Source organism: Neisseria sicca (assembly GCF_014054945.1).
Lineage (GTDB): Bacteria > Pseudomonadota > Gammaproteobacteria > Burkholderiales > Neisseriaceae > Neisseria > Neisseria sicca.
Genome location: NZ_CP059566.1, coordinates 1350138 through 1370124, shown reverse-complemented (window position 1 = coordinate 1370124; position 19987 = coordinate 1350138). Strand labels below are relative to the sequence as shown.

15 protein-coding genes and 1 pseudogene are annotated in these 19987 nt (G+C 51.3%); 8 read left to right on the top strand and 8 right to left on the bottom strand.

All coding sequences use genetic code 11. The annotated features are described in order from the left end of the window. The first annotated feature begins 114 nt into the window (after positions 1 to 114). Complete coding sequence (cysE, locus tag H3L95_RS06640; protein WP_003759048.1) at positions 115 to 933, top strand: serine O-acetyltransferase; 819 nt, start codon at positions 115 to 117, stop codon at positions 931 to 933. Between the two features lie 244 nt (positions 934 to 1177). Here the strand turns inward: cysE and H3L95_RS06635 are convergent, their stop codons facing one another. Genes H3L95_RS06635 through H3L95_RS06625 form a run of 3 tightly spaced genes read right to left on the bottom strand, consistent with a single transcriptional unit; the run spans position 1178 to position 3392 of the window. Beyond that, positions 1178 to 1672, bottom strand: coding sequence for a nitrous oxide reductase accessory protein NosL (locus tag H3L95_RS06635; RefSeq protein WP_003759050.1), 495 nt, complete (start codon positions 1670 to 1672; stop codon positions 1178 to 1180). Further along, a complete protein-coding gene (locus H3L95_RS06630) occupies positions 1669 to 2499 on the bottom strand; it encodes an ABC transporter permease (protein WP_003759052.1) in 831 nt (276 codons plus the stop codon). The genes H3L95_RS06635 and H3L95_RS06630 overlap by 4 nt, the downstream gene beginning before the upstream one ends. After that, positions 2496 to 3392 (bottom strand): ABC transporter ATP-binding protein, encoded by an 897-nt coding sequence (locus tag H3L95_RS06625; protein WP_040668623.1) that lies wholly within the window; start codon positions 3390 to 3392, stop codon positions 2496 to 2498. The genes H3L95_RS06630 and H3L95_RS06625 overlap by 4 nt, the downstream gene beginning before the upstream one ends. Positions 3393 to 3458: 66 nt before the next feature. On the opposite strand from H3L95_RS06625, the gene H3L95_RS06620 reads away from it, so the two are divergent. After that, complete coding sequence (locus tag H3L95_RS06620) at positions 3459 to 3671, top strand: hypothetical protein (RefSeq protein WP_003759059.1); 213 nt, start codon at positions 3459 to 3461, stop codon at positions 3669 to 3671. Here H3L95_RS06620 and H3L95_RS06615 read toward each other — a convergent pair. From H3L95_RS06615 to H3L95_RS06600, 4 genes are all read right to left on the bottom strand, one after another. Further along, positions 3668 to 5023, bottom strand: a complete 1356-nt coding sequence (locus H3L95_RS06615) for a nitrous oxide reductase family maturation protein NosD (RefSeq protein WP_040668625.1) — start codon at positions 5021 to 5023, stop codon at positions 3668 to 3670. The two genes, H3L95_RS06620 and H3L95_RS06615, sit on opposite strands and share 4 nt — an antisense overlap. 209 nt (positions 5024 to 5232) lie before the next feature. After that, complete coding sequence (gene nosZ, locus H3L95_RS06610; protein ID WP_003759063.1) at positions 5233 to 7203, bottom strand: TAT-dependent nitrous-oxide reductase; 1971 nt, start codon at positions 7201 to 7203, stop codon at positions 5233 to 5235. Positions 7204 to 7323: 120 nt separating this feature from the next. After that, positions 7324 to 9675: a NosR/NirI family protein gene (locus H3L95_RS06605; RefSeq protein WP_241429731.1), complete on the bottom strand. Its 2352-nt coding sequence runs from the start codon at positions 9673 to 9675 to the stop codon at positions 7324 to 7326. A gap of 547 nt (positions 9676 to 10222) precedes the next feature. Further along, entirely contained in the window at positions 10223 to 11359 is a 1137-nt protein-coding gene (locus tag H3L95_RS06600; protein ID WP_003759070.1) for a polyamine ABC transporter substrate-binding protein, read from the bottom strand. Positions 11360 to 11858: 499 nt separating this feature from the next. Between H3L95_RS06600 and H3L95_RS06595 the strand changes: the two genes are divergently transcribed. From H3L95_RS06595 to H3L95_RS06575, 5 genes and pseudogenes are all read left to right on the top strand, one after another. Continuing rightward, entirely contained in the window at positions 11859 to 12980 is a 1122-nt protein-coding gene (locus H3L95_RS06595; protein ID WP_003759072.1) for a porin, read from the top strand. Between the two features lie 149 nt (positions 12981 to 13129). After that, a complete protein-coding gene (locus tag H3L95_RS06590) occupies positions 13130 to 13978 on the top strand; it encodes an RnfABCDGE type electron transport complex subunit B (protein WP_003759073.1) in 849 nt (282 codons plus the stop codon). Between the two features lie 63 nt (positions 13979 to 14041). Beyond that, positions 14042 to 14161, top strand: a pseudogene (locus H3L95_RS06585) (IS5/IS1182 family transposase); the annotation flags it as partial. A 346-nt stretch (positions 14162 to 14507) separates the two neighbouring features. Further along, positions 14508 to 15659: an ATP phosphoribosyltransferase regulatory subunit gene (locus H3L95_RS06580; protein ID WP_003759075.1), complete on the top strand. Its 1152-nt coding sequence runs from the start codon at positions 14508 to 14510 to the stop codon at positions 15657 to 15659. 105 nt (positions 15660 to 15764) lie between these two features. Further along, on the top strand, positions 15765 to 17063 hold the full coding sequence (locus H3L95_RS06575; protein WP_182096236.1) for an adenylosuccinate synthase: 1299 nt from the start codon (positions 15765 to 15767) through the stop codon (positions 17061 to 17063). Between the two features lie 129 nt (positions 17064 to 17192). On the opposite strand, the gene H3L95_RS06570 is transcribed toward H3L95_RS06575, so the two are convergent. Beyond that, positions 17193 to 18482 (bottom strand): DUF2931 family protein, encoded by a 1290-nt coding sequence (locus H3L95_RS06570; protein WP_003759080.1) that lies wholly within the window; start codon positions 18480 to 18482, stop codon positions 17193 to 17195. Positions 18483 to 19028: 546 nt separating this feature from the next. Between H3L95_RS06570 and H3L95_RS06565 the strand changes: the two genes are divergently transcribed. Continuing rightward, a complete protein-coding gene (locus H3L95_RS06565) occupies positions 19029 to 19901 on the top strand; it encodes an NAD(P)-dependent oxidoreductase (RefSeq protein WP_003759082.1) in 873 nt (290 codons plus the stop codon). The last annotated feature ends 86 nt before the right edge of the window (positions 19902 to 19987 follow it).

Sequence of the window (19987 nt, the reverse complement as noted above, 5' to 3'; positions counted from 1 at the left end):
AAAAACTTCAAGCACACGAAAACCATCATAAACATATTCCGCAATGCGCTATCGCAAATCGTTGATAAAAGGTAAGATACACCGATACCTTCCTATTTTCAGACGACCCCCGACATGAAAAAAGACCACCTGAACACAACCGATTTCAACCTCTGGCACACCATCCGCGAAGAAACCGCAGCCGCAGCCGCTGCCGAACCGATGCTGGCGAGCTTTTTGCACCAAACCGTATTGCGCCACGACTCGCTCGATTCCGTCCTCGCCTACCATCTTTCCAGCAAACTCGGCAGCCCGATTATGGACGTGCGCGCCCTGTTTGAAATTTACCAGCAGGCATTGGGCAGCGACGCGCGCATCAGCAACTGCGTCGAAGCCGATTTGAAAGCCATTTACGAACGCGACCCCGCCTGCGACGAATATTCGCTGCCGCTCTTGTATTTCAAAGGTTTCCACGCCATTCAGGCGCACCGCATCAACCATTGGCTCTATCAAAACGGCCGCAAAACGCTGGCGTATTTCCTGCAAAACCGCATGTCGGAAGTGTTCGGCGTCGATATCCACCCCGCCGCCCGTTTCGGTCATGGGCTGATGCTCGACCACGCCACCGGTTTCGTCGCCGGCGAAACCGCCGTGTTGGGCAACAATATTTCCATCCTGCACGGCGTAACGCTCGGCGGCTCGGGCAAGGAAGGCGGCGACCGCCATCCGAAAATCGGCGATGGCGTGATGATCGGCGCGAACGCTTCGATATTGGGCAATATCCGCATCGGCGACAATTCCAAAATCGGCGCAGGCAGCGTGGTCGTTGCGGACGTACCGTCGTCAATCACCGTCGTCGGCGTGCCTGCCAAACCGGTGGGGCGTTCGGTCAAAACCCCATCGGCGGACATGGACCAGAGTTTGCAGGGTACGGCGATGGATTTTGTGATTTGAACCGAATCGCCCGATTAAGACCGCAGATATAGTGGATTAACTTTAAACCAGTACGGCGTTGCCTCGCCTTAGCTCAAAGAGAACGATTCTCTAAGGTGCTGAAGCACCAAGTGAATCGGTTCCGTACTATCTGTACTGTCTTCGGCTTCGTCGCCTTGTCCTGATTTAGTTAATCCACTATATAAAAGGTCGTCTGAAAACCTGATGGATAAGGTTTTCAGACGACCTTTTTGATGGGAAGGGATTATTTGAAGATGTAGGAATCGGGCATTTCGTCGAAGCTGACGACGCGACCGCCTTTTTCTTTGGCAAATTTCTCTGCTTGGGCTTTGTCGGCGAAGGGGAGGGCGTCTTCTGCACCCATGCCGCCGATAAAGCCGCTTTCGATGACGTAGTAGGCTTTCTTGCCGTCTATCCATGCGGTGTCGGCATTGGGTTTGCTCCAGTCTTTGACTTTGCCCATGTCGGTAACGTAGATGACGTGGATGCCTTTAGGCTCTTCGGGCAGCTTGGTGTAGCCGAACATCTGCTTGATGGTCGAGAACCAGACGGGGCGGTCGGGTTTGCCGTTGAGGTAGATTTGGGCTTTGGGGCCGTTGTGTTCGGTCAGGTTCATGCTGCAATAGTGCCCCACGGCGCGGTCGCTGATTTGCTGAGGCTCAGGCGGCGGGGTGTCATCCTCTTTGGGACAGGCACTCAGGAGCAGGGCGGCGAGGAGTGCAGGTAAAATCTTTTTCATATTTGTCGCTTTCCAAAAATTCTTGCTGCCAAGATAAGGGGAATAATAACCCATAATATCTGCGCGGTCAGCAATACGGGCATGGTCAGGCTGATTTGTTCGCTCAAACCTGCCATGCCTGCGTACATGGCGGTGTTTTCGTAACCGGTCAGGTTGAGCAGGCGGTAGATGTCGGTGGGGTTGAAAAGGAGGACGGTTTCGACGACGGGTGCGGTAATTGTTTGCTGGGTATCGGCGACGAGGATGCCCAAAAGCGCCATGTCAAAGATGACGACGAAAAACAGCCAAACGCCGATGGCGATACCGGCGGCGGTACCGCGTTCTTTAACTTTCGCACTGATGAGGTAGCCCATGGACAGGAATGCGGCACCCAAAATGACGCTGGCGGCAATCAGCAGGGCAAAGGGTTTCCACGCGGCGATGTCGAAGCTGCCGTTGGCGAGTTGGAGCGTGATGCCAGCGATTCCGTAGCCTGCGGTGGTGGCAAGGGCGAGGATGATGAGGTGTCCGATGAATTTTCCGGCAAGGATTTGGTTGCGGGAAACGGGGTAGCTCAACAGCAGCGCCATAGTGCCGCGTTCGATTTCGCCGATGAGGGAATCGTAGGAGAGGAGCATGGCGATGAGCGGGATCAGGAAGATGGACAGGCTGGAGAGGCTGACAACGGTTACGGTCAGCGGATCGACTTTAACCGAGCCTGTGGGCGAGCTGCCGAGGAAGCCCAATGAGAGGGCGAGGGCGGCGAGCAGGACGGAGGCGGCGAGTACCCAGCGGTTGCGCAGGCTGTCGCGGACTTCTTTTCCGGTGATAATCCAAACGGGGTTCATACGTCCTCCCTTTTTAAGAATTGTGCGTACATGTCGTCGAGTGTGGGTGTGTGGATGTCGAGGTAGGCGAGGTCGGACAGGTTGCCCAGTTCGCTGAGTAATGCCATGCGTTCTTCAGCCTGACATTGCGCCTGATAGCTGAGGTCGTCTGAAAGCGGCTGCCAGTGTTCGCTTAACGGACGCGGGGCTTTGAGGCGGATGTTGACGGTGAGGGGGAGTCCGCTTTGGACGTGCAACTCGTCCATGCTGCCATCGGCGACTTTGACGCCGTTTTTCATGACGACGATGCGGTCGGCGTGGCCGTCGAGTTCGGCGAGGGCGTGGGTGCTGAGAAGGACGGTGGCGCCGCGTCCGTTGAGTTCGCGCACGACTTCGTAAAACATTTGGCGCGAGGCGGGGTCGAGGCCTGTGGTGGGTTCGTCAAACAGCAATACTTTGGGTTCGCCCAGCAGCGCTTGGGCGAGGGCGAGGCGTTGGCGCATACCTTTGGAGTAGGTGCCGACGCGGCGGCGGGCGGCTTGGGAAATGCCGACGCGCTCGAGGAGTTCGTGGTTTTTGGTGAGCGGCTGTTTTTTGAGTTTGGCGTAGAAATTGAGGGTTTCGATGCCGCTGAGGGAAGGGTGCAGGGCGACGGTTTCGGGCAGGTAGCCGATTTGGCTGCGCAACTGTGCGCCGGCTTTGCTGCCTGTGCGCTCACCCAGCAGCATGACTTCGCCTTCGGTGGGCGTAATCAGCCCGAGTATCAATTTGATGAGCGTGGACTTGCCTGCGCCGTTGTGTCCGGCAAGACCGACACTTTCCCCCGCCTTCAAGACTAAATCGACTTGGTTGACGGCTTTTTGTGCGCCGAAGCGTTTGGTTACGTTTCTCAATTCGACATGGTGTGCGCTCATGAGTGCTTCCTTGTGTGGATGGGTTTCAGACGACGTTGAGGGTCGTCTGAAAAGGGCGTTCTTTGTATGGGGTCGTCTGAAAAAGGGAGAAGGGTTTCAGACGACGTTTGTTATGTGGCGGTGTTTTCGACTGTTGACTGCGTTGCGGGTTGCACCGTATTTGCGGCGGATGCCCGTTGGTACGGCAATGAGGGGCAAAACCTTGCTGCGGCGGGGTTTCAAGGTCGTCTGAAAACTTTTCAGACGACCTTGCGGGGCGTGTTTGCCGGTTCCGCTTAGTTCAATGAACCGTTTTCGGCATCGCTCCATTCGGACTGATGGGTTTTGGCTTCTTGCAACAGTTGTTCTTTCATGGCCTCGTATTTGGTGGTGGTTTTGTTGCTGCCTGCCTTCATCAGCGGTTTGCTGTCGATCACGCCGCCGGGGAGGATGGCGGGGAACTGCGATTGCGCCCATTTGACGATGCTGATGGCGGGGCTGTTCATCAGGAGGCGGGAAACGGGCGCACGCCAGATGATTTGGTCGATGATGCCGTTGGGACGGTACGCGCTGTCGCCGAAGCCGTCGCCATCGAGGTCGAACGCGCTGTTGTCGCTCCAGTAGTTGCCGCGTCCGCCTTCGCCCCAGTCAAGAAAACGTGTACTGACGTATTTGACTTGGCTTTCGTTGTTGATGAAGGCATTGTCGGAAAGGGTGGTGCCTTCGATGGCGGCGGTGAAGTGGATGCCGATTTCGCAGTTTTCAAAATGGTTGGCGACGATTTTGTTGTAGTTGGCGTTGTAGGCGAAAACGCATTTGCCGGCTTTGTTGATGATGTTGTCGTTGATTTCGGAATAGTTGACGTAGTTGAGCATGATGCCTTGGTCGCGGCTGCCGACGGCGATGTTGCCGTGTACTTTGAGGCGGTCGGAGAACATCAAGACGTAGCCCATGTTGTTGCCGACGGAAATGTTGTCGCTGACTTCGCTGTCGTTGGTGTACATGTAGTGGACGGCGAAACGCAGGTCGCTGAAGCGGTTGTTTTTATAGGTGTTGTTTTTGCTGGTGTTGGAGAAAATGCCGTCGCGGCCTTTGGAAATGTCGTTACTGACGACTTGCGCGCCGGGGGCGTTCCAGACGGTTACGCCGTTGCCGCGTTCGTTGACGCGCAGGGTGGAGTCGCCGACGATTTTGTTCTCGCGCACCATGGATTCGGCAGAACCGTGGATATACACGCCGACGGAGTTGTCGAGGATGTTGTTGTGTTCGATTAAGGCACGGGGGGCGGTTTCTTCGAGGTAGATGCCGGCGTCCATGGCGGGCAGGCTCATGCCGGAACGGGTGACGGTGAGGTTGCGCAGGGTAACGTCGGGGGCGATGACGGCAATGGTGCGGCCGGTGCGGTCGCCTTCGATTTTGGCGGAGCGGTCGGCAGGGCCTTCGATGGTGATGGGTTTGTCGATAAGCAGTTTGGTTTTGTAAGTGCCGGAGGCGAGCTTGAGCGTATCGCCTGCCTGCGCGCGCGCGATGACTTCGGGGAGGTTGTCGGTAGGGGAAACGTCGATGGTGGCTGCAAAGGTCGTCTGAATCATGCCGCCGAACATAAATGTCAGAACAGCGCGTCGCCATGTTTTGAATTGGGGTGTGTGCATGGAGTTCCTCTGATTCGTGCGGTGTGCGTCGGCACGGTGATGCCTGCCTGTGAGGGCCGTGTTTTTGTTTTATAGCGGAACAGTCTGTTGCGTCCAAACGGTTCTGCTATAAAAGGTCGTCTGAAAACGAGGGCAGCGGGTTTCGCTAAGACCTGAAAGTTTTTTCAGACGACCTTTCCGTTAAGTCAGTGATAAACCGTCAAACCCGATTATCGGGGTTTAACGATCATTTGACCGGACATTTCCATGTGCAGGGCGTGGCAGAACCATTGGCAGTAGTACCAGTGTACGCCCGGACGGACGGCTTTGAAGGTTACCGATTGGGTAGCTTGCGGGCCGATTTCCATAGCGATGCCGTAGCCTTCCAAAGTGAAGCCGTGGGTCAAGTCTTCGATGGTTTCGACGTTGGTCACATATACGGTTACTTCGTCGCCTTGGTTGACTTCGAATTGCGGGATGCTGTACGCAGGCGCAACGGCAGTCATGTATACGCGGACTTTGTTACCCTCGCGGATGACTTTGGCGGCTTTTTCCAGCTCGACACCGTCTTTTTTCGCCTGTTCCACAGCGTCTTGCCAGAACCATGGGTCTTTGCGGTCCCAGGTTTTTTTCGGGTTGACTTTGGAAGCGGCAACCAGACACAGGTCATGCGGTTCGGCAAAGGTCGGGTTGTCGTGTACCAGACGCATTTCGTCGCCGGAGATGTCGATCAACTGGTCGCATTCCGGTTTCAGCGGGCCGGCGTTGAGGAAGCGGTCTTTGGAGAATTTGTTCAAAGACACCAGCCATTTGCCGTCGGCTTCCTTGGTTTCGCCCATGGTCGTATGGTTGTGGCCGGGTTGGTAGTGGACGTCGAGTTTCTGTTTGATCGGATCCACTTTTTCGCCTTTGTAGGCTTTGATGGCGTCGTCGATGTTCCATTTGACCATTTGGCTGTCGATAAACAGCGTGGTGTAGGCGTTGCCGCGACCGTCAAACGCGGTGTGTAAAGGACCGAGACCCAGTTGGGGTTCGGCGACAACCACGTCGCGCTCTTTGATTTTGCCGGCGAACAAATCGTCCAGTTTGCTGACGTCCAATACGGTAACGGTCGGAGACAGTTTGCCGTTGAGCATGATGTATTTGCCGTCAGGGGAAGCGTTACAGCCGTGCGGAGAGTTCGGCACGGGGATGTAGCGGGTGTAAGGGGAATTGGCTTCTGCGCGGCCGTCCAGCATTTTCACGCCGTTGACTTCTTTGAAGTCGCCTTTTTTGATGCCTTCTTCGATGGCGGCAAGATTGAAGACTACGCACCAGTCTTGCTCGTTGGAAGAAGCACCTTGTACGGTCAGGGCGCGTTCGGAGTTGTAGCAGGTGGAGAAGGAGTATTTGCCTTGGTAGTCGGCATCGCCGTTGTCCAAGTTGCCGTCCACCAATACTTGCCATGCGATGTCCATGGTTTCGCCGTCAATGGCGGTATAAACGGCATTCCAAGTTTTGGCGTCGTTCCAAGTACCCACGCCACTTACCGGTACGATGTGTTCGCCGTTGGCAAAGACATAGCCGGTTTTCGGATAACGTTGCGGACGCAGACCGTGTACACCGGAAACGTTAGGGATTTCGGTGATTTTGTCGGTTTTCATGAAGTCCAGGCGGACGCGGCAAACGCGGTTGTTTGCTTTGTCGTTGGCATACGCGTAGCGACCGTCGTAAGTTTGGTCGGTAAACGACAAGTGAGGGTGGTGCAAGTCGCCGTTAGGGTAGCAGCGCAGGCCGCTGTCTTTCAGGAACTGGTTGGTTTCCGGCGTATTTTTTTCATTCAAAATACGCAGGCTCTCGTTGGTACGGCCCCAACCGGTCGCGCTGTCCATGTTGAACACGGGGATACGCATCAGTTCGCGCATGGAAGGTACGCCGATCAAGCGCATTTCGCCCGATTGGCCGCCGGAGAGGAAGCCGTAGTATTGGTCGAGTTCGCCCGGACCGACTTCGGAAGTCTGTTTGCCCGGTTCGGCAGAGGCATGAGACTCGGTTTTGGCGGCAGGCGCAGCACCTGAAGCGGCAGCTTTATCGCCACCCTCTTTGGAACAGCCCGCCAAACCCAACAGACCGGCGCCGGCAATACCTGCGCCTGAAACGGCGGCAGTACCTAAGAATGAACGACGGCTTAAGCCGTTTTGTTCTAATTTTTCGTCTGACATACAACACTCCTTGGATAAAATTCGGCAGCCGGCGTTTTCAGACGACCTGCCGATTGAAAAAACGTATTTATGTTTATAAGTGTGGGTACGGTTGACCCAGTATTTCTTTAGGGTTTCAGATTATTCGCCGGCTTTAGGGGCGGTTTCTTTTTTCACAAACTGCACAACCTGCTCCCCAGGCTGCTGTTTTGCAGATGCGGTTTCGGGGTCGGCTTTTGCCGCCGCCTGTTTTTGTTTTTTCTTGTTGGTTGCCACAACTTGCGGGCAACGTGTGTCATGGTGATACATGACTTGGCAGTGCAGGCACTGGATACATTCGTTCGGATGGATGTCGCCTTCCGGTGCAATCGCCTGAACGGGGCATTCGTGAGTACAGATTTGGCAAGGGTTGCCGCACATTTTGTAGCGGCGAAGCCAGTCGAATACGCGGAAGCGGCCGGGTAGGGCGATGCCCGCGCCCAATGGGCACAGATAGCGGCAGAAGAAGCGTTCGATAAACAGGCCGGCAACCAAAAGGGTAACGGCAAACGCGACAAACCACCATTCGCGGACGAATTTCAAAATAATCGCCGTTTTAAAGGGTTCTACCTCTGCGAATTTTTCTGCCGTGCCCAAATCGTACAGGGAAATTGCCAACAGTGCGAAGAAAATGACGTATTTAATCGCAGTCAGGCGCGTGTGCAGCAGGTGCGGCACGGTAATCTGTTTCACGCCCAATTTTTTGGCGATACGGTTGGTCAGCTCTTGCAGCGAACCGAAGGGGCAGAGCCAGCCGCAGAATGTACCGCGGTTCCACAGCAGCATGGTTGCAGCGGTAAACAGCCACAGGATGAACACAATCGGATCCATCAGGAAGAAGTCCCAACGGAATTCGGTCAGGATGGCGGAGAACAGCGTCAGCGTATTGACGACCGACAGTTGCGCCTGAGCGTACCAACCGATATAGAACAGGGTAAATGTCAGGAATACCAGGCGGAAGCGGTCGTACCATTTCTCATAGCGGACAATCCAGTCTTGGAACAGGAAGACCAAAAGCAGGATGGTCAAGGCGATGCCGACTACGGCGATTTGTCCTTGTTTCGCTTTCCACACCTGTTTCCAGAGTTGGTTGGACGCACCGTCGTTTGAAGAGGCTTCTTCGGCTATACCTTTAGTGTCTGAGGCTTGTTCGGCGGCAGGAGCGGCTGCCGGTTCGACAGGTGCGCTGATTTCGACGGGCGGTGCTTTCGGATCATCGACATAGTAACCCTGAGGCAGTTCGTAATCCAAATCGGCGGTTACGAACGCTTTGTCGTTTACGCTCAGTACGCGTTGAACCATCAACTGCAAACGCCAAGGTTCGGCAGCATCGAATTCCACACCTTCGGGAATCGTAAACCAAGATACTTCTTTAAAGTGGGGCGCGCCTTCGGCTGCCAAATCAACCAAGCGTTCGTGTTGCGCGTCAGTAAAGCGGAAGCTGTTTTCGCCTTGAATCATCTCGATACGGTCGAAAATACCGCCGCGGACATAGCCCGAACCTTTCCAAGAATAACGGCCTTCACCGGCAACCAAGACAGCTTGTTGACCGGGCTGCAGGCGGTTTTGCAGGTTTTTCCAACCTTCCTCGCCCAACAGGCTTTTGCCGATGGAAGGCTGGCTGACTACGGCAGTGTACAAATCGATAAAGGTATCGTCGCCTGCGCCTTGTTCGGCGTGTTCGGCAACACCTGCTTTGCCGCCTTTTTCAAACAGCTTGTTGATTTCGTCAACTGTAATGTGCAGATGGCCGATGGCTTTTTGTTCCAGCAGCGCATTCCAAGATTGGATGTCCTGTTTGTCAGGGTTGACAGCGCGGCGAGGTCGGGTTTGTGCCGCAGGGGCAGCAGCCTGTTGCGTATCCGCAGCATTGGCGGAGGTCGTCTGAACGGCTTTGTCAGTACCCAAACCATATTTGCCGGCAACAACTTTGAACGAACGCTGGATACTGTCGTTAATCACCATCAGCGTAACGGTCGCGCCGCTGATGATGTCCCCGGGTGCAACACCCGGAGTAGGCGGATTTTTAATAAAATTCAAACCGATATACTTATTGATGAATTTATCCACACGCGATTGCGGGATACCAATAAGCATAATCGGCTCATGGTGATCGACCAGCTTTGCACCGGCGATCGTTCCGTCGTTGGCCAAAGCCATCATCGTATCAATCGGTTTGCTCGAATAGCCGCGTGTATTGACCACGTCCGTCGTGATATACACCAAACCCAACTGCTCGTCGCCCTTATAAACACGGGCAACCATAGGCTTGCCTTCAGGCTTGCCATAACGGTCTGCACCCGGAAAAATTTCCGAAGGCTGGACTTTTGACAAAAAGTCAGGCAAACGCTCGGCGTAAGCGGGCAGTGTCGAAAACAATAGGACAAATACGGCAAACATCGCCAGCATCGTATTCAAGATGCCTGATGTGTGTTTCGTTTTTAGGCAGGACATGGCTGTTCCCGATTATTCGATACTCTAAACATTAACATTATATGAATCCATTATTTGCAATAATTTGACCTATGTCAAATTTACAAATCTTAAAACCTGGTTTTAACGGTAAGTAATACTTTGTGATTATGTGGAGATGGCTCTAATTTTGTTGCTAATGGAATAGAAAACCGGGTGATTAAACAATTTTGGGTTTCGTGGTGTATTAATATGTTTTCGATATAGGATGGCAATCGCAATCTGTACATGGCGCAGGTAATGCGGCACTGATTTGTTTTTCAAGTTGCGGTTTATTGAATATAGTGGATTAAATTTAAATCAGGACAAGGCGACGAAGCCGCAGACAGTACAGATAGTACGAAACCGATTCACTTGGTGCTTCAGCACCTTAGAGAATCGTTCTCTTTGAGCTAAGGCGAGGCAACGCCGTCCTGGTTTAAATTTAATCCACTATAATCTTTAAATTCGTTCGATAGCAGTAAAAAAGGTCGTCTGAAAACCAAATTTGATTTTCAGACGACCTTTAGTTTTCCAACGCATCAAACGGCTATTTGCCTGCCTTCAGCGATTGCCACAGGCGGACGCTCAGACGGCTTGCATCTGTTGATTTGGGCGATACGATAAAACTTTTATCCATCAATTCCTTGGTCGGGAAGATAGACGCATCGCCGGTATATTTTGCGTCCATCAATGCACGGGCAGGGCGGCTGGCGGGGGCGTAGGTAACGAAATTGCCGTTTTGTGCCGCGACTTCGGGATCGAGCGTGTGGTTGATGTATTTATGCGCATTGGCGGTGTTTTGGGCATCGCGCGGAATCATCAGGGAATCCACCCAGATGCCGACGCCGCTTTTGGGTGCTAACACTTCGATTTCGACGCCGTTCTTCGCTTCTTGCGCGCGTGTTTTGGCGATGTTCAAATCGCCGCCGTAACCGACTGAAACGCAAAGGTTGCCCGCCGCCATATCGTCAATATAGCCTGACGAAGTGAAGCGTTTGATGTCGGGACGCACTTTTTTCATCATGTTGACGGCGGCTTTGATGTCGTCGGGGTTTTCGGTATTCGGGTCTTTGCCTAAATAATGCAGCGCGAGCGGGATTTGTTCGATGGCGCTGTCAAAATAGCTGATACCGCAGGATTTCAACTTTTTGGTGTATTCGGGATTGAACACCAAATCCCATTCGTTTTCGGGCAATTGCTCCGTCCCCAAGGCTTTTTGGACCAGTTTTTTGTTGATGGCGAGCGTGTTGATGCCCCAGAAATAAGGGACGGCGTATTGGTTGCCCGGGTCGACTTTTGCCATCATGGCAAGTAAGTCGGCATCGATGTTGGCGTAGTTCGGGATTTGGCTTTTGTCGATTTTTTGATACGCGCCGGCTTTGATTTGGCGTCCGACGTTGGCGATGGACGGCGCAACGAGGTCGTAACCGGACTTGCCGGTCAAAAGCTTGGCTTCGAGGGCTTCGTTGCTGTCGTAGTAGTCGTAGCGGACGTTGATATGCGTATTTTTTTCGAACGCTTCAAGCGTGGCGGGGTCGACGTAGTCCGACCAGTTGTAGATATTGAGCTTGTCGGAGGCGGTATGGGAGGAAGGTGCGGAAGATTCTGCGGCGGTTTGTTGGCCGCCGCTACATGCAGTCAAGACGAGGCCGATGAGTGCCGCCGCCATTGAAATTTTTTTCATGGGTACAGTCCTTTTGTGGAAGGGGGGATTGTTGCAGCGGCGGCAGTCAGTCAAGCGCAGACTGTCCGCATACAAAAGGTTAACTGTGGGGGCGGCCGGCATATGCCTCGGGCCCTTGATTCAGCAGGTTCGCATTAAACGGCAAAATCCCTGTCGGCGCAATAGTTTAGATGGGAAAATTTCTTCGTTTTTTCATTGCTTTCCGCTATGGTTTTCTTCATAAACAAAAAAATATTCAGACGACCCGAAAAGGTCGTCTGAAAAAAGTTGCACTTGCCTTATTTTCAATCTTGAGGCAAGGGAAAAATAGGGATTGTGCCAACAAAATTGCAGAAAGGATGAATATTAAAGATTCCTACGATATCGTGTTGTTGAAATGCAAATTATATTTGAAATAAATAATAATTTTTCTCAAGATAAAAAGAGTTGTCTAATAATCCATAAATCATTATGATTGAGTTTGGTATTTTTACTCAATTTTAAAATTCGAGGAGGATTCATGAAGAAAATATTGATTACTTTAACCGCAGCAGCCCTACCTTTTGCAGCATCCGCCGAAGTTGTCCTGTACGGACAAGTCAAAAGCACCATCACCTCCGGACAGGTGAAAATCAAAGGTAGCGAAGGTACGGAAAAAAGCGCGACCGCAACCCGTATCAATGACAATACCTCGCGCATCGGCTTCAAAGGCAATGAGAAACTTTCAGACGACCTCAAAGCCATCTGGCAAATTGAACAGCGCACTTCCATTTTAGGCGAATCCAACAGCCAGCGTTTCGGCAACCGCGATTCCTTCATCGGCTTGGAAGGCAAGTTCGGTAAGGTCCGCGTCGGCAATATGAACAATATGCTCAACGAGATGGATACCATCGACCCGTGGTTGTATAAAACCAACGCGATGGGTTTGGGCATCAACACCCGCACCGGTGTGCGCACCACATCCGTGCGTTACGACAGTCCTTCATTTGGCGGGTTCAAGTTCAATACGTCCTACGCGCCGCGCGACAACCGCAATCCGGACGACAAATATAAGCACGAACAACCCAGCAAAGAGCAATATACCGCCGGTTTGACTTATGAAAACAGCGGTTTCACCACCAATCTTGCCTACGGCCATTACAAAGGTGCATACACCGACAAGAACGGTAAAACCAAAGCCGCGCAAATCGCTAAAATCGAGAGTTACTACGACAAAAACAACCTGTTCGTCGGCGTAGGTGCGCAATATACCAAAGGCCATGAAAGCGCAAATAAATATCTGGGTTATTTTACCGATGATTTCAATACGTACAAAGGCGCTGACATTACTGCCGATGCCGGTAAAAATGAAGCCGTCAAAGTTACCGATGCAGCCGTTACCGTGGGTTATACCTTCGGTAACCTGACCCCGCGCCTCACTTACGCCCACGGCTGGGCGGCAAAAGGTGTGAACAGCGGCGAGAAACTGGTCGATAAGTTCGACCAAGTTGTAGTTGGTACCTCCTACAAATTCAGCAAACGTACTTCGATGCTTGCTCATGCCGGCTATATGAAACTGGGCAGCAAAACCCGCCTGACGCCGACTCAAACAGGTTCTGTTGAACAAAAAGCCGTTTCTTTGGGCATGGTTCATAAGTTCTAATGAAGCGGTACGGATAGTCAGAAAATAGAAGAGGTCGTCTGAAAACCTTTATTTTGAGGTTTTCAGACGACCTTATTTATTTTGGTCTTGGTTTCCCTGCATTCCGTTTCCCGATAAAATACACGCTTTCGATTTTGACTCTATCCGCCATGCCGACCGACCTTCAAGCCATCAACCGCCTGCTGCCGCAAACTCAGTGCCGAGAATGCGGCTATCAAGGCTGCCTGCCTTATGCACAAGCTTTGCTGAATGAGGATGCGCCTGTTAATTTGTGCGCGCCCGGAGGAGAGGCGGTGATGGTGGATATTGCCGCCTTATTGGGTAAGCCGCGCGTTGCACCGGTCAAAACGCAGCCCAAAGCCGTCGCCTTGATAGACGAAGCCGCCTGTATCGGCTGTACCGCCTGCATCCGCGCTTGCCCTGTCGATGCGATTATGGGCGCAAGCAAGTTTATGCACACTGTCATCAGCGACGAATGCACAGGCTGCGGACTCTGCCTCCCGCCTTGTCCGGTGGACTGTATCGACATGATACCTTCCGAACAGGAATACCTCCCCACCGCGCGCAGCCTGAGCCGTTCTTCCGAAGCGCGTTTCGCCGCCGCCGAACACGCGCAAAGCCGCTTTGATTGGCATACCGAACGCAAAGCGCGCGACGAGGCGGAACGCAAAGCCATGCTTGCCGAGCGCGAAGCCGCCGTTAAAGCCAAGCAGGCGCAAATTCAAGCCGAAACCCAAGCTGCCGCCAAACCTGCCTTCAATCCCATGGATTTGATTGCCAAAGCGATGGCGAAAGCCCAATCCCAACAAGACAAGCTGGTTGCTTCCGACAACCGCGAAGCATTCAAAAACCGACAAATCGAAGAGGCCAAAGAGCGCGCCGAATTGCGCCGCGCCCAACGCGATGTCAAATATGGCAACGAAGAAGAAAAAGCCGCCGCGCTTGCCTATCTGCGCCGTTACAAAGCAGAGCAAGAGGCAGCCAAAGAAATACGGTGAGGCCGGTGGAGAGACTTTGAAGGTCGTCTGAAATGGGTTTTCAGACGACCTTTAAGCTAAATCAAGTATAGTGGATTAAATTTAAATCAGGACAAGGCGACGAAGCCGCAGACAGTACAGATAGTACGGCAAGGCGAGGCAACGCCGTACTGGTTTAAAGTTAATCCACTATATAAGATTGATGGGGCGTTGAGGAATAACAAGCAACACCTTTTCTGCGAATACCCCAGTTGCTTGAGATGCTTCTTAAACATGTTATTTCCCGTATACAAAATCCCATTTGCGCCAAAGTCAGGGGCTGTCCGGTATGAAAACAGGCTGCACAAAACTGTTTTGTATGGTAAAGTCTGCTTTTAATAACTCGGCGGTTTAAAGCCGTCATTCAGGGGCTGTTTGAATTTAAAATCAGATTTGTTGGAAACGCTGCATCGTTTGCGCGGCGTATTTCGAGAAGCGGGCTGTGTGTCCGTCTGGTTTTAAATTCAAGCAGCCCTTTGCGTTTACAAAAACAGATAGAAGGTAGATTTCCATGCAATCTTGGCAGCTTCCCGAACATGTTGCCGATGTGTTGCCGACCAACGCCCGACAGTTGGAAAGCGCGCGAGAGCAGTTGTTAACTTTGTTCCGAGTGCACGGTTACGAGCTGGTACAGCCACCGCTGATGGAATACAGCCATTCCCTGCTGACGCACATTGACGCGGGTTTGTCTTTGAAAACCATTTTGGTGGTCGATCAGCTGAGCGGTCGGCAGTTGGGCATCCGCGCCGACATTACGCCGCAAGTGGCGCGTATCGATGCGCATCTTTTGTCCGCCAATCAAGGGATTAACCGATTGTGCTACGCAGGCCCTGTGTTGCACGCGCGACCGGAAGGTTTGCTCAATATGCGCGAACCTTTGCAGGCGGGAGCGGAGATGTATGGTTTCGCCGACATCCGAGCGGATATCGAGCTGATTGACTTGATGCTCAAAAGCATGAAGATTGCCGATATGGGCGAGGTTTTGCTGTCGCTGGGCCATATCGGCGTATTCCGCGCTTTGTCCGATGCGGCGCATTTGGATGCGGAGCAGTCCGCAACACTGCTTGCGTTGATGCAGGATAAAGATACCGAAGCGGTCGAAGCGCAGGTTAAGGCTTGGAAGCTGGACGGCATGTGGGCGAAAGCATTTTCGCTGCTGCCGCGTCTGTATGGCGGACGGGAAGTGTTGTCCGCCGCGCGTGAACGATTGCCTGATCTGTCGGCAGTCGGCAGCGCGTTGGACGAATTGCAGGCAGTGTGCGACGCATTCCCGAATCAGAAAGTCCATATCGACTTATCCGAACTGCGCGTCGACAATTATCACACGGGCTTGCTGTATGCGGCATACGGTTCCAATTTCCATGACGCGGTCGCTCGGGGCGGGCGTTATGACGGATTGGGCGAATATTTCGGCCGTGCGCGTCCGGCAACAGGATTCAGTTTCGACTTGCGCAGCTTTATCGGACGTTTGCCCGCCATTGAGCGGCAGCCCGTTGTGTTGGTTGATGCGGACGATGCCGAAGCGGCTCGCGAAGCAGTCGAAGCCCTGCGTGAACAAGGGCAGTGTGTCGTTGTCGACTACGGTATCGGACACAATGCTTCGGAAGAGGTTGCAGGTCGTCTGAAAAAGTCGGACGGCGTTTGGCAGGTTGAGAAAATTTAAATACCCATTCATAGCGGATTAAAGGCAAATCAGGGCAGGGCACAAAGCCGTCTTGGTTTGAAGTTGATTCACGATAATTTTTTAATATTAATAGGTTATATGGCTATGGCTAAAAATGTTGTAGTAATCGGCGCCCAGTGGGGCGATGAAGGCAAAGGTAAAATCGTCGACTGGCTGGCGGAAGAAACCAGCGGTGTCGTGCGTTTCCAAGGCGGCCACAATGCGGGTCATACTTTGGTCGTCGGCGGCAAGAAAACCATTTTGCGCCTGATTCCGAGCGGCATCCTGCATGAAAACTTGGACTGCTTTATCGGTTCCGGCGTTGTCGTATCCCCCGAAGCATTGTTGGGCGAAATCGACGAGTTGAACGCAGCAGGCGTGAAAAACGTTGAAGGTCGTCTGAAAATCGCCCCGACCTGCCCGCTGATCCTGCCTTACCACATCGCGCTTGACCAAGCCCGCGAAGCATCGCGCGGCAAAGGCAAAATCGGCACGACCGGTCGCGGCATCGGCCCAGCCTACGAAGACAAAGTGGCACGCCGCGCCATCCGCGTCGTCGATTTGCTGCATCCTGAAAAACTGCGTGAAAAACTGGATGCCGTCCTTGCCTATTACAATGTTCAACTGCAACATCTGCACAATGCCGAGCCGGTGAAAGCGGAAGACGTGATGGCGGTTATCGAAAAAGTCGCGCCGCGCATTACGCCTATGATTACCGACGTATCCCGTGTGTTGAACGAGAAAAACAAAAACGGCGAAAAACTGCTGTTTGAAGGCGCGCAAGGTACGCTGTTGGACATCGATTACGGCACTTACCCCTTCGTTACCTCGTCCAACTGCCTCGCAGGAGCCGCTTCCGCAGGCGCGGGCGTAGGTCCGCAAATGCTGGATTATGTTTTGGGTATCGTCAAAGCCTATACCACGCGCGTCGGTTCAGGCCCGTTCCCAACTGAATTGTTTGACGAAGTAGGTGCGGGTTTGGCAGAGCGCGGACACGAATTCGGCTCCGTAACCGGTCGCGCACGCCGCTGCGGTTGGTTTGATGCCGCCACGTTGAAACGCTCCATCCAAGTCAACGGTATTTCCGGTATGTGTATCACCAAACTGGACGTGATGGACGGCATTGAAACCATCAATATCTGCGTCGGCTACGAATTGCCCGACGGCAGCAAAACTGACATCCTGCCTTGCGGTTCCGATGCGGTAGAAACCTGCAAGCCGATTTACGAAACCATGCCCGGCTGGAGCGAATCGACTGTCGGCGTGAAAAGCTACGACGCATTGCCTGCCAATGCCAAAGCATATTTGAAACGCATCGAAGAAGTCTGCGGCGCACCGGTAGCCATCGTCTCTACCGGCCCCGACCGCGAAGAAACCATCGTTTTGCATCATCCGTTCGCATAATGGTTTGATTGTAAAAGGTCGTCTGAAAACTTGGGTTTTCAGACGACCTTTTTGTATAGGCCTGACGTCAATCGGCAGTCATGAAATGTGGTTTTCTTTGCCGATCATTTTCCTATATTTATGATTTCCTTAGTAATAAGCAGTATTGTTGATTTCGTAACGTTGATGGATTTCAGCATCTGGCAATACAAATTTTTGTCCATCTTTTTGAATATATGCTTCTATCAACTCAAAATAATCATTGAATTTCAATTTCAAAGTAGCAAACTGATTCATTGATGGTGTACTAATATTATGCACTCGAGTCCTTCCAGGAAACGCCTGTTGAAATATTCTATACAGCCTGTTCAGCCGAATATCGTCGTATATAATTTTATAATCATTCTGCTCTTGTTCTTCAGTCTTAAATGGATGCAATCTAATACCCCACCGCTTACCCGTTTCCTTTTCGATCAACCATATCTTGATGTAAGTCGGAATTGCCTTCATTGTATTCTTCTCTTCTTCGATTCTCTCCTTACCTATGGCTGTCCAGCGCTCTGTATTGGCGAATTCCATATAGTATTCGCCGTTCCATTCTCCCCCATCCACTTCAACTTCCAAATTCCATGGATATTTCGTTTGCATCTGTTTGTACCACTCCGCACTAACCTTTTTGGGCCCATCAATATAAGAGTGGTAGAAATTGGGGTATTCTTTACGGACTCTGTCTAAATATTCTTTCCGTTCTTCCTGATTGTGAAAACCTGCGACTTTGTAATACCATATTTCATTGAAGTGATGTTTGGCAGCCTCTTCCACAGAAGGCATGATTTCTTTTGCCTGCCAGGACATCAATTCCTTGCGAATAAATACATTGGTAAGGTTCAGCGTCACCCAGCCGTCAGGAGCAACAGCCAATTCAAAATCATTGGGAGATTCATATTGCGGAATTTCTGTATCCTCTACTGTATTATTGAATACCCTGTAACTTTTTGCCATCATAGGACGTATCTTGTCGGTTGGAAGGGCTTCATCCAACTGATAAAATTTATTTTCAAACTGAGAGGAATAGGTAAAAGTCAGCCTTTCGGGAAGTAAATCAAACTCTGCCGTTCTTCCCAAATACCCTCCTCTTCCCCATATAGAACCCGTACCAAAGAAATTTCGCAATACTGTTCCGTTCTGCAAATAAAAATCAGAACTGTACTTATTTGATACATCTATTGCTTCTGCATCCAATGTTAAATATGAAGAATTTTCTGGTGTGGCGTTAACCAATATTGCATCTGCCATCGTAATTCCCCAAGTCATGCCTTTTGCATTCTCGGGGTTGCCCTGGCCTTCAATCATTCCGTTTAATCCTATATTTGCCAATGCAATACTGAGGTAGCCTGCTGCTACTATTCCTAAAAGGATATTTGTTTTCTTGTGTTTCATTCAGACGACTTTTTTACTAATCTATTGATTCCAATATAGATAAGAGTTAATGATTTCCATCCAATATCTGTAAATTACCCAGCCATTGAGCAAAATAAAAATAACTGCGCAATATTTCCAATGACGGTTTTGATACATTCTGATGATGCAGTAGGCATTGATAATTAGAAAAAACGCATATTTGCCAATTTCTTCCCAAAATACCTGAAGCGCTAACACCCAATATCCCATATCTCCGCCCGTTTAAATTTTTTCAAGGTTTTCATTATCAAATTTAAAAATTATCTCCATGCTGCTGTTAGCAGTGATTGAACTCTATGAGTGAGGTTGTCTGAAAACGATATTTCAGTTTTTCAGACGACCTTTTTCCATCATTTAGACCTGATTGACAGCGTTTGTATGAAAAATAGATGCATTATACATTATTAACGAAAGGCGATTTCGTTCATATCTATATAAATACTTTATCCAACCCTCTGAAAAACTTTTCAGACGACCTGTAAACCTATATGATTGCACGGCAAGACAAACAAAGGAGCAAACACAATGTCAACAAACGAATACACGCAAATCGGCTGGATAGGCTTGGGTCAAATGGGTAATCCGATGGTAACGCGGCTTTTGAACGCTGGTATCGAAGTCGGTGTTTATAACCGTTCACCCGATAAAACCGCCGACCTTTTCAATAAAGGCGCGAAAGTGTACACAAGCACCATCGATCTTATCCGCGCTTATCCCGTTATTTTTCTGATGGTTTCCGACTTCGAGGCTGTACGCGATATTTTGAGTGAAGAGGTTCGCAAGGAGCTTGCGGGCAAAATTATTGTCAATATGAGCACTATTGCTCCGTCTGAAAATCTTGCCGTTAAAGAATTGGTCGAAGCTGCAGGCGGACAGTTTGCGGAAGCGCCTGTTTCCGGTTCGGTCGGTCCTGCTACCAATGGTACGTTGCTGATTTTGTTTGGTGGAGAAGAAAGTGTTTTAACGCCTCTGCAAAAAGTGTTTTCCATTGTCGGCAAACAAACTTTCCATTTCGGCGGGGTAGGGAAAGGTTCGGGTGCAAAACTCGTGCTCAACTCCCTGCTGGGTATTTTCGGCGAAGCATACAGCGAGGCTATGCTGATGGCTCAACAGTTTGGTGTCGATACGGATACCATCATCGAAGCCATCAGTAATTCCGCTATGGATTCGCCTATGTTCCAAACCAAAAAATCGCTGTGGGCAAACCGTGAATTCCCACCTGCCTTCGCACTCAAACACGCTTCCAAAGACCTTAATCTGGCGGTCAAAGAGCTGGAGCAAGCCGGTAAGTCGCTGCCTGCTGTCGAAACCGTTGCTGAAAATTACCGCCAAGCGATAACGGCAGGTTACGGAGAGCAAGACGTTGCCGGCGTTTATTTGAAATTGGCAGAACGTTAGAAATAGCGTTGTCTCAGAATATGGGTTCAAGGTCGTCTGAAAATCTGTATAGAAGTTTTCAGACGACCTTGTTATCGCAGGCAACC

Bases quoted from the DNA above. Each gene is read 5' to 3' on its own strand.
- cysE (WP_003759048.1), top strand. From the start codon at position 115: ATGAAAAAAGACCACCTGAACACAACCGATTTCAACCTCTGGCACACC.
- H3L95_RS06635 (WP_003759050.1), bottom strand. From the start codon at position 1,672: ATGAAAAAGATTTTACCTGCACTCCTCGCCGCCCTGCTCCTGAGTGCC.
- H3L95_RS06630 (WP_003759052.1), bottom strand. From the start codon at position 2,499: ATGAACCCCGTTTGGATTATCACCGGAAAAGAAGTCCGCGACAGCCTG.
- H3L95_RS06625 (WP_040668623.1), bottom strand. From the start codon at position 3,392: ATGAGCGCACACCATGTCGAATTGAGAAACGTAACCAAACGCTTCGGC.
- H3L95_RS06620 (WP_003759059.1), top strand. From the start codon at position 3,459: ATGGGGTCGTCTGAAAAAGGGAGAAGGGTTTCAGACGACGTTTGTTAT.
- H3L95_RS06615 (WP_040668625.1), bottom strand. From the start codon at position 5,023: ATGCACACACCCCAATTCAAAACATGGCGACGCGCTGTTCTGACATTT.
- nosZ (WP_003759063.1), bottom strand. From the start codon at position 7,203: ATGTCAGACGAAAAATTAGAACAAAACGGCTTAAGCCGTCGTTCATTC.
- H3L95_RS06605 (WP_241429731.1), bottom strand. From the start codon at position 9,675: ATGTCCTGCCTAAAAACGAAACACACATCAGGCATCTTGAATACGATG.
- H3L95_RS06600 (WP_003759070.1), bottom strand. From the start codon at position 11,359: ATGAAAAAAATTTCAATGGCGGCGGCACTCATCGGCCTCGTCTTGACT.
- H3L95_RS06595 (WP_003759072.1), top strand. From the start codon at position 11,859: ATGAAGAAAATATTGATTACTTTAACCGCAGCAGCCCTACCTTTTGCA.
- H3L95_RS06590 (WP_003759073.1), top strand. From the start codon at position 13,130: ATGCCGACCGACCTTCAAGCCATCAACCGCCTGCTGCCGCAAACTCAG.
- H3L95_RS06580 (WP_003759075.1), top strand. From the start codon at position 14,508: ATGCAATCTTGGCAGCTTCCCGAACATGTTGCCGATGTGTTGCCGACC.
- H3L95_RS06575 (WP_182096236.1), top strand. From the start codon at position 15,765: ATGGCTAAAAATGTTGTAGTAATCGGCGCCCAGTGGGGCGATGAAGGC.
- H3L95_RS06570 (WP_003759080.1), bottom strand. From the start codon at position 18,482: ATGAAACACAAGAAAACAAATATCCTTTTAGGAATAGTAGCAGCAGGC.
- H3L95_RS06565 (WP_003759082.1), top strand. From the start codon at position 19,029: ATGTCAACAAACGAATACACGCAAATCGGCTGGATAGGCTTGGGTCAA.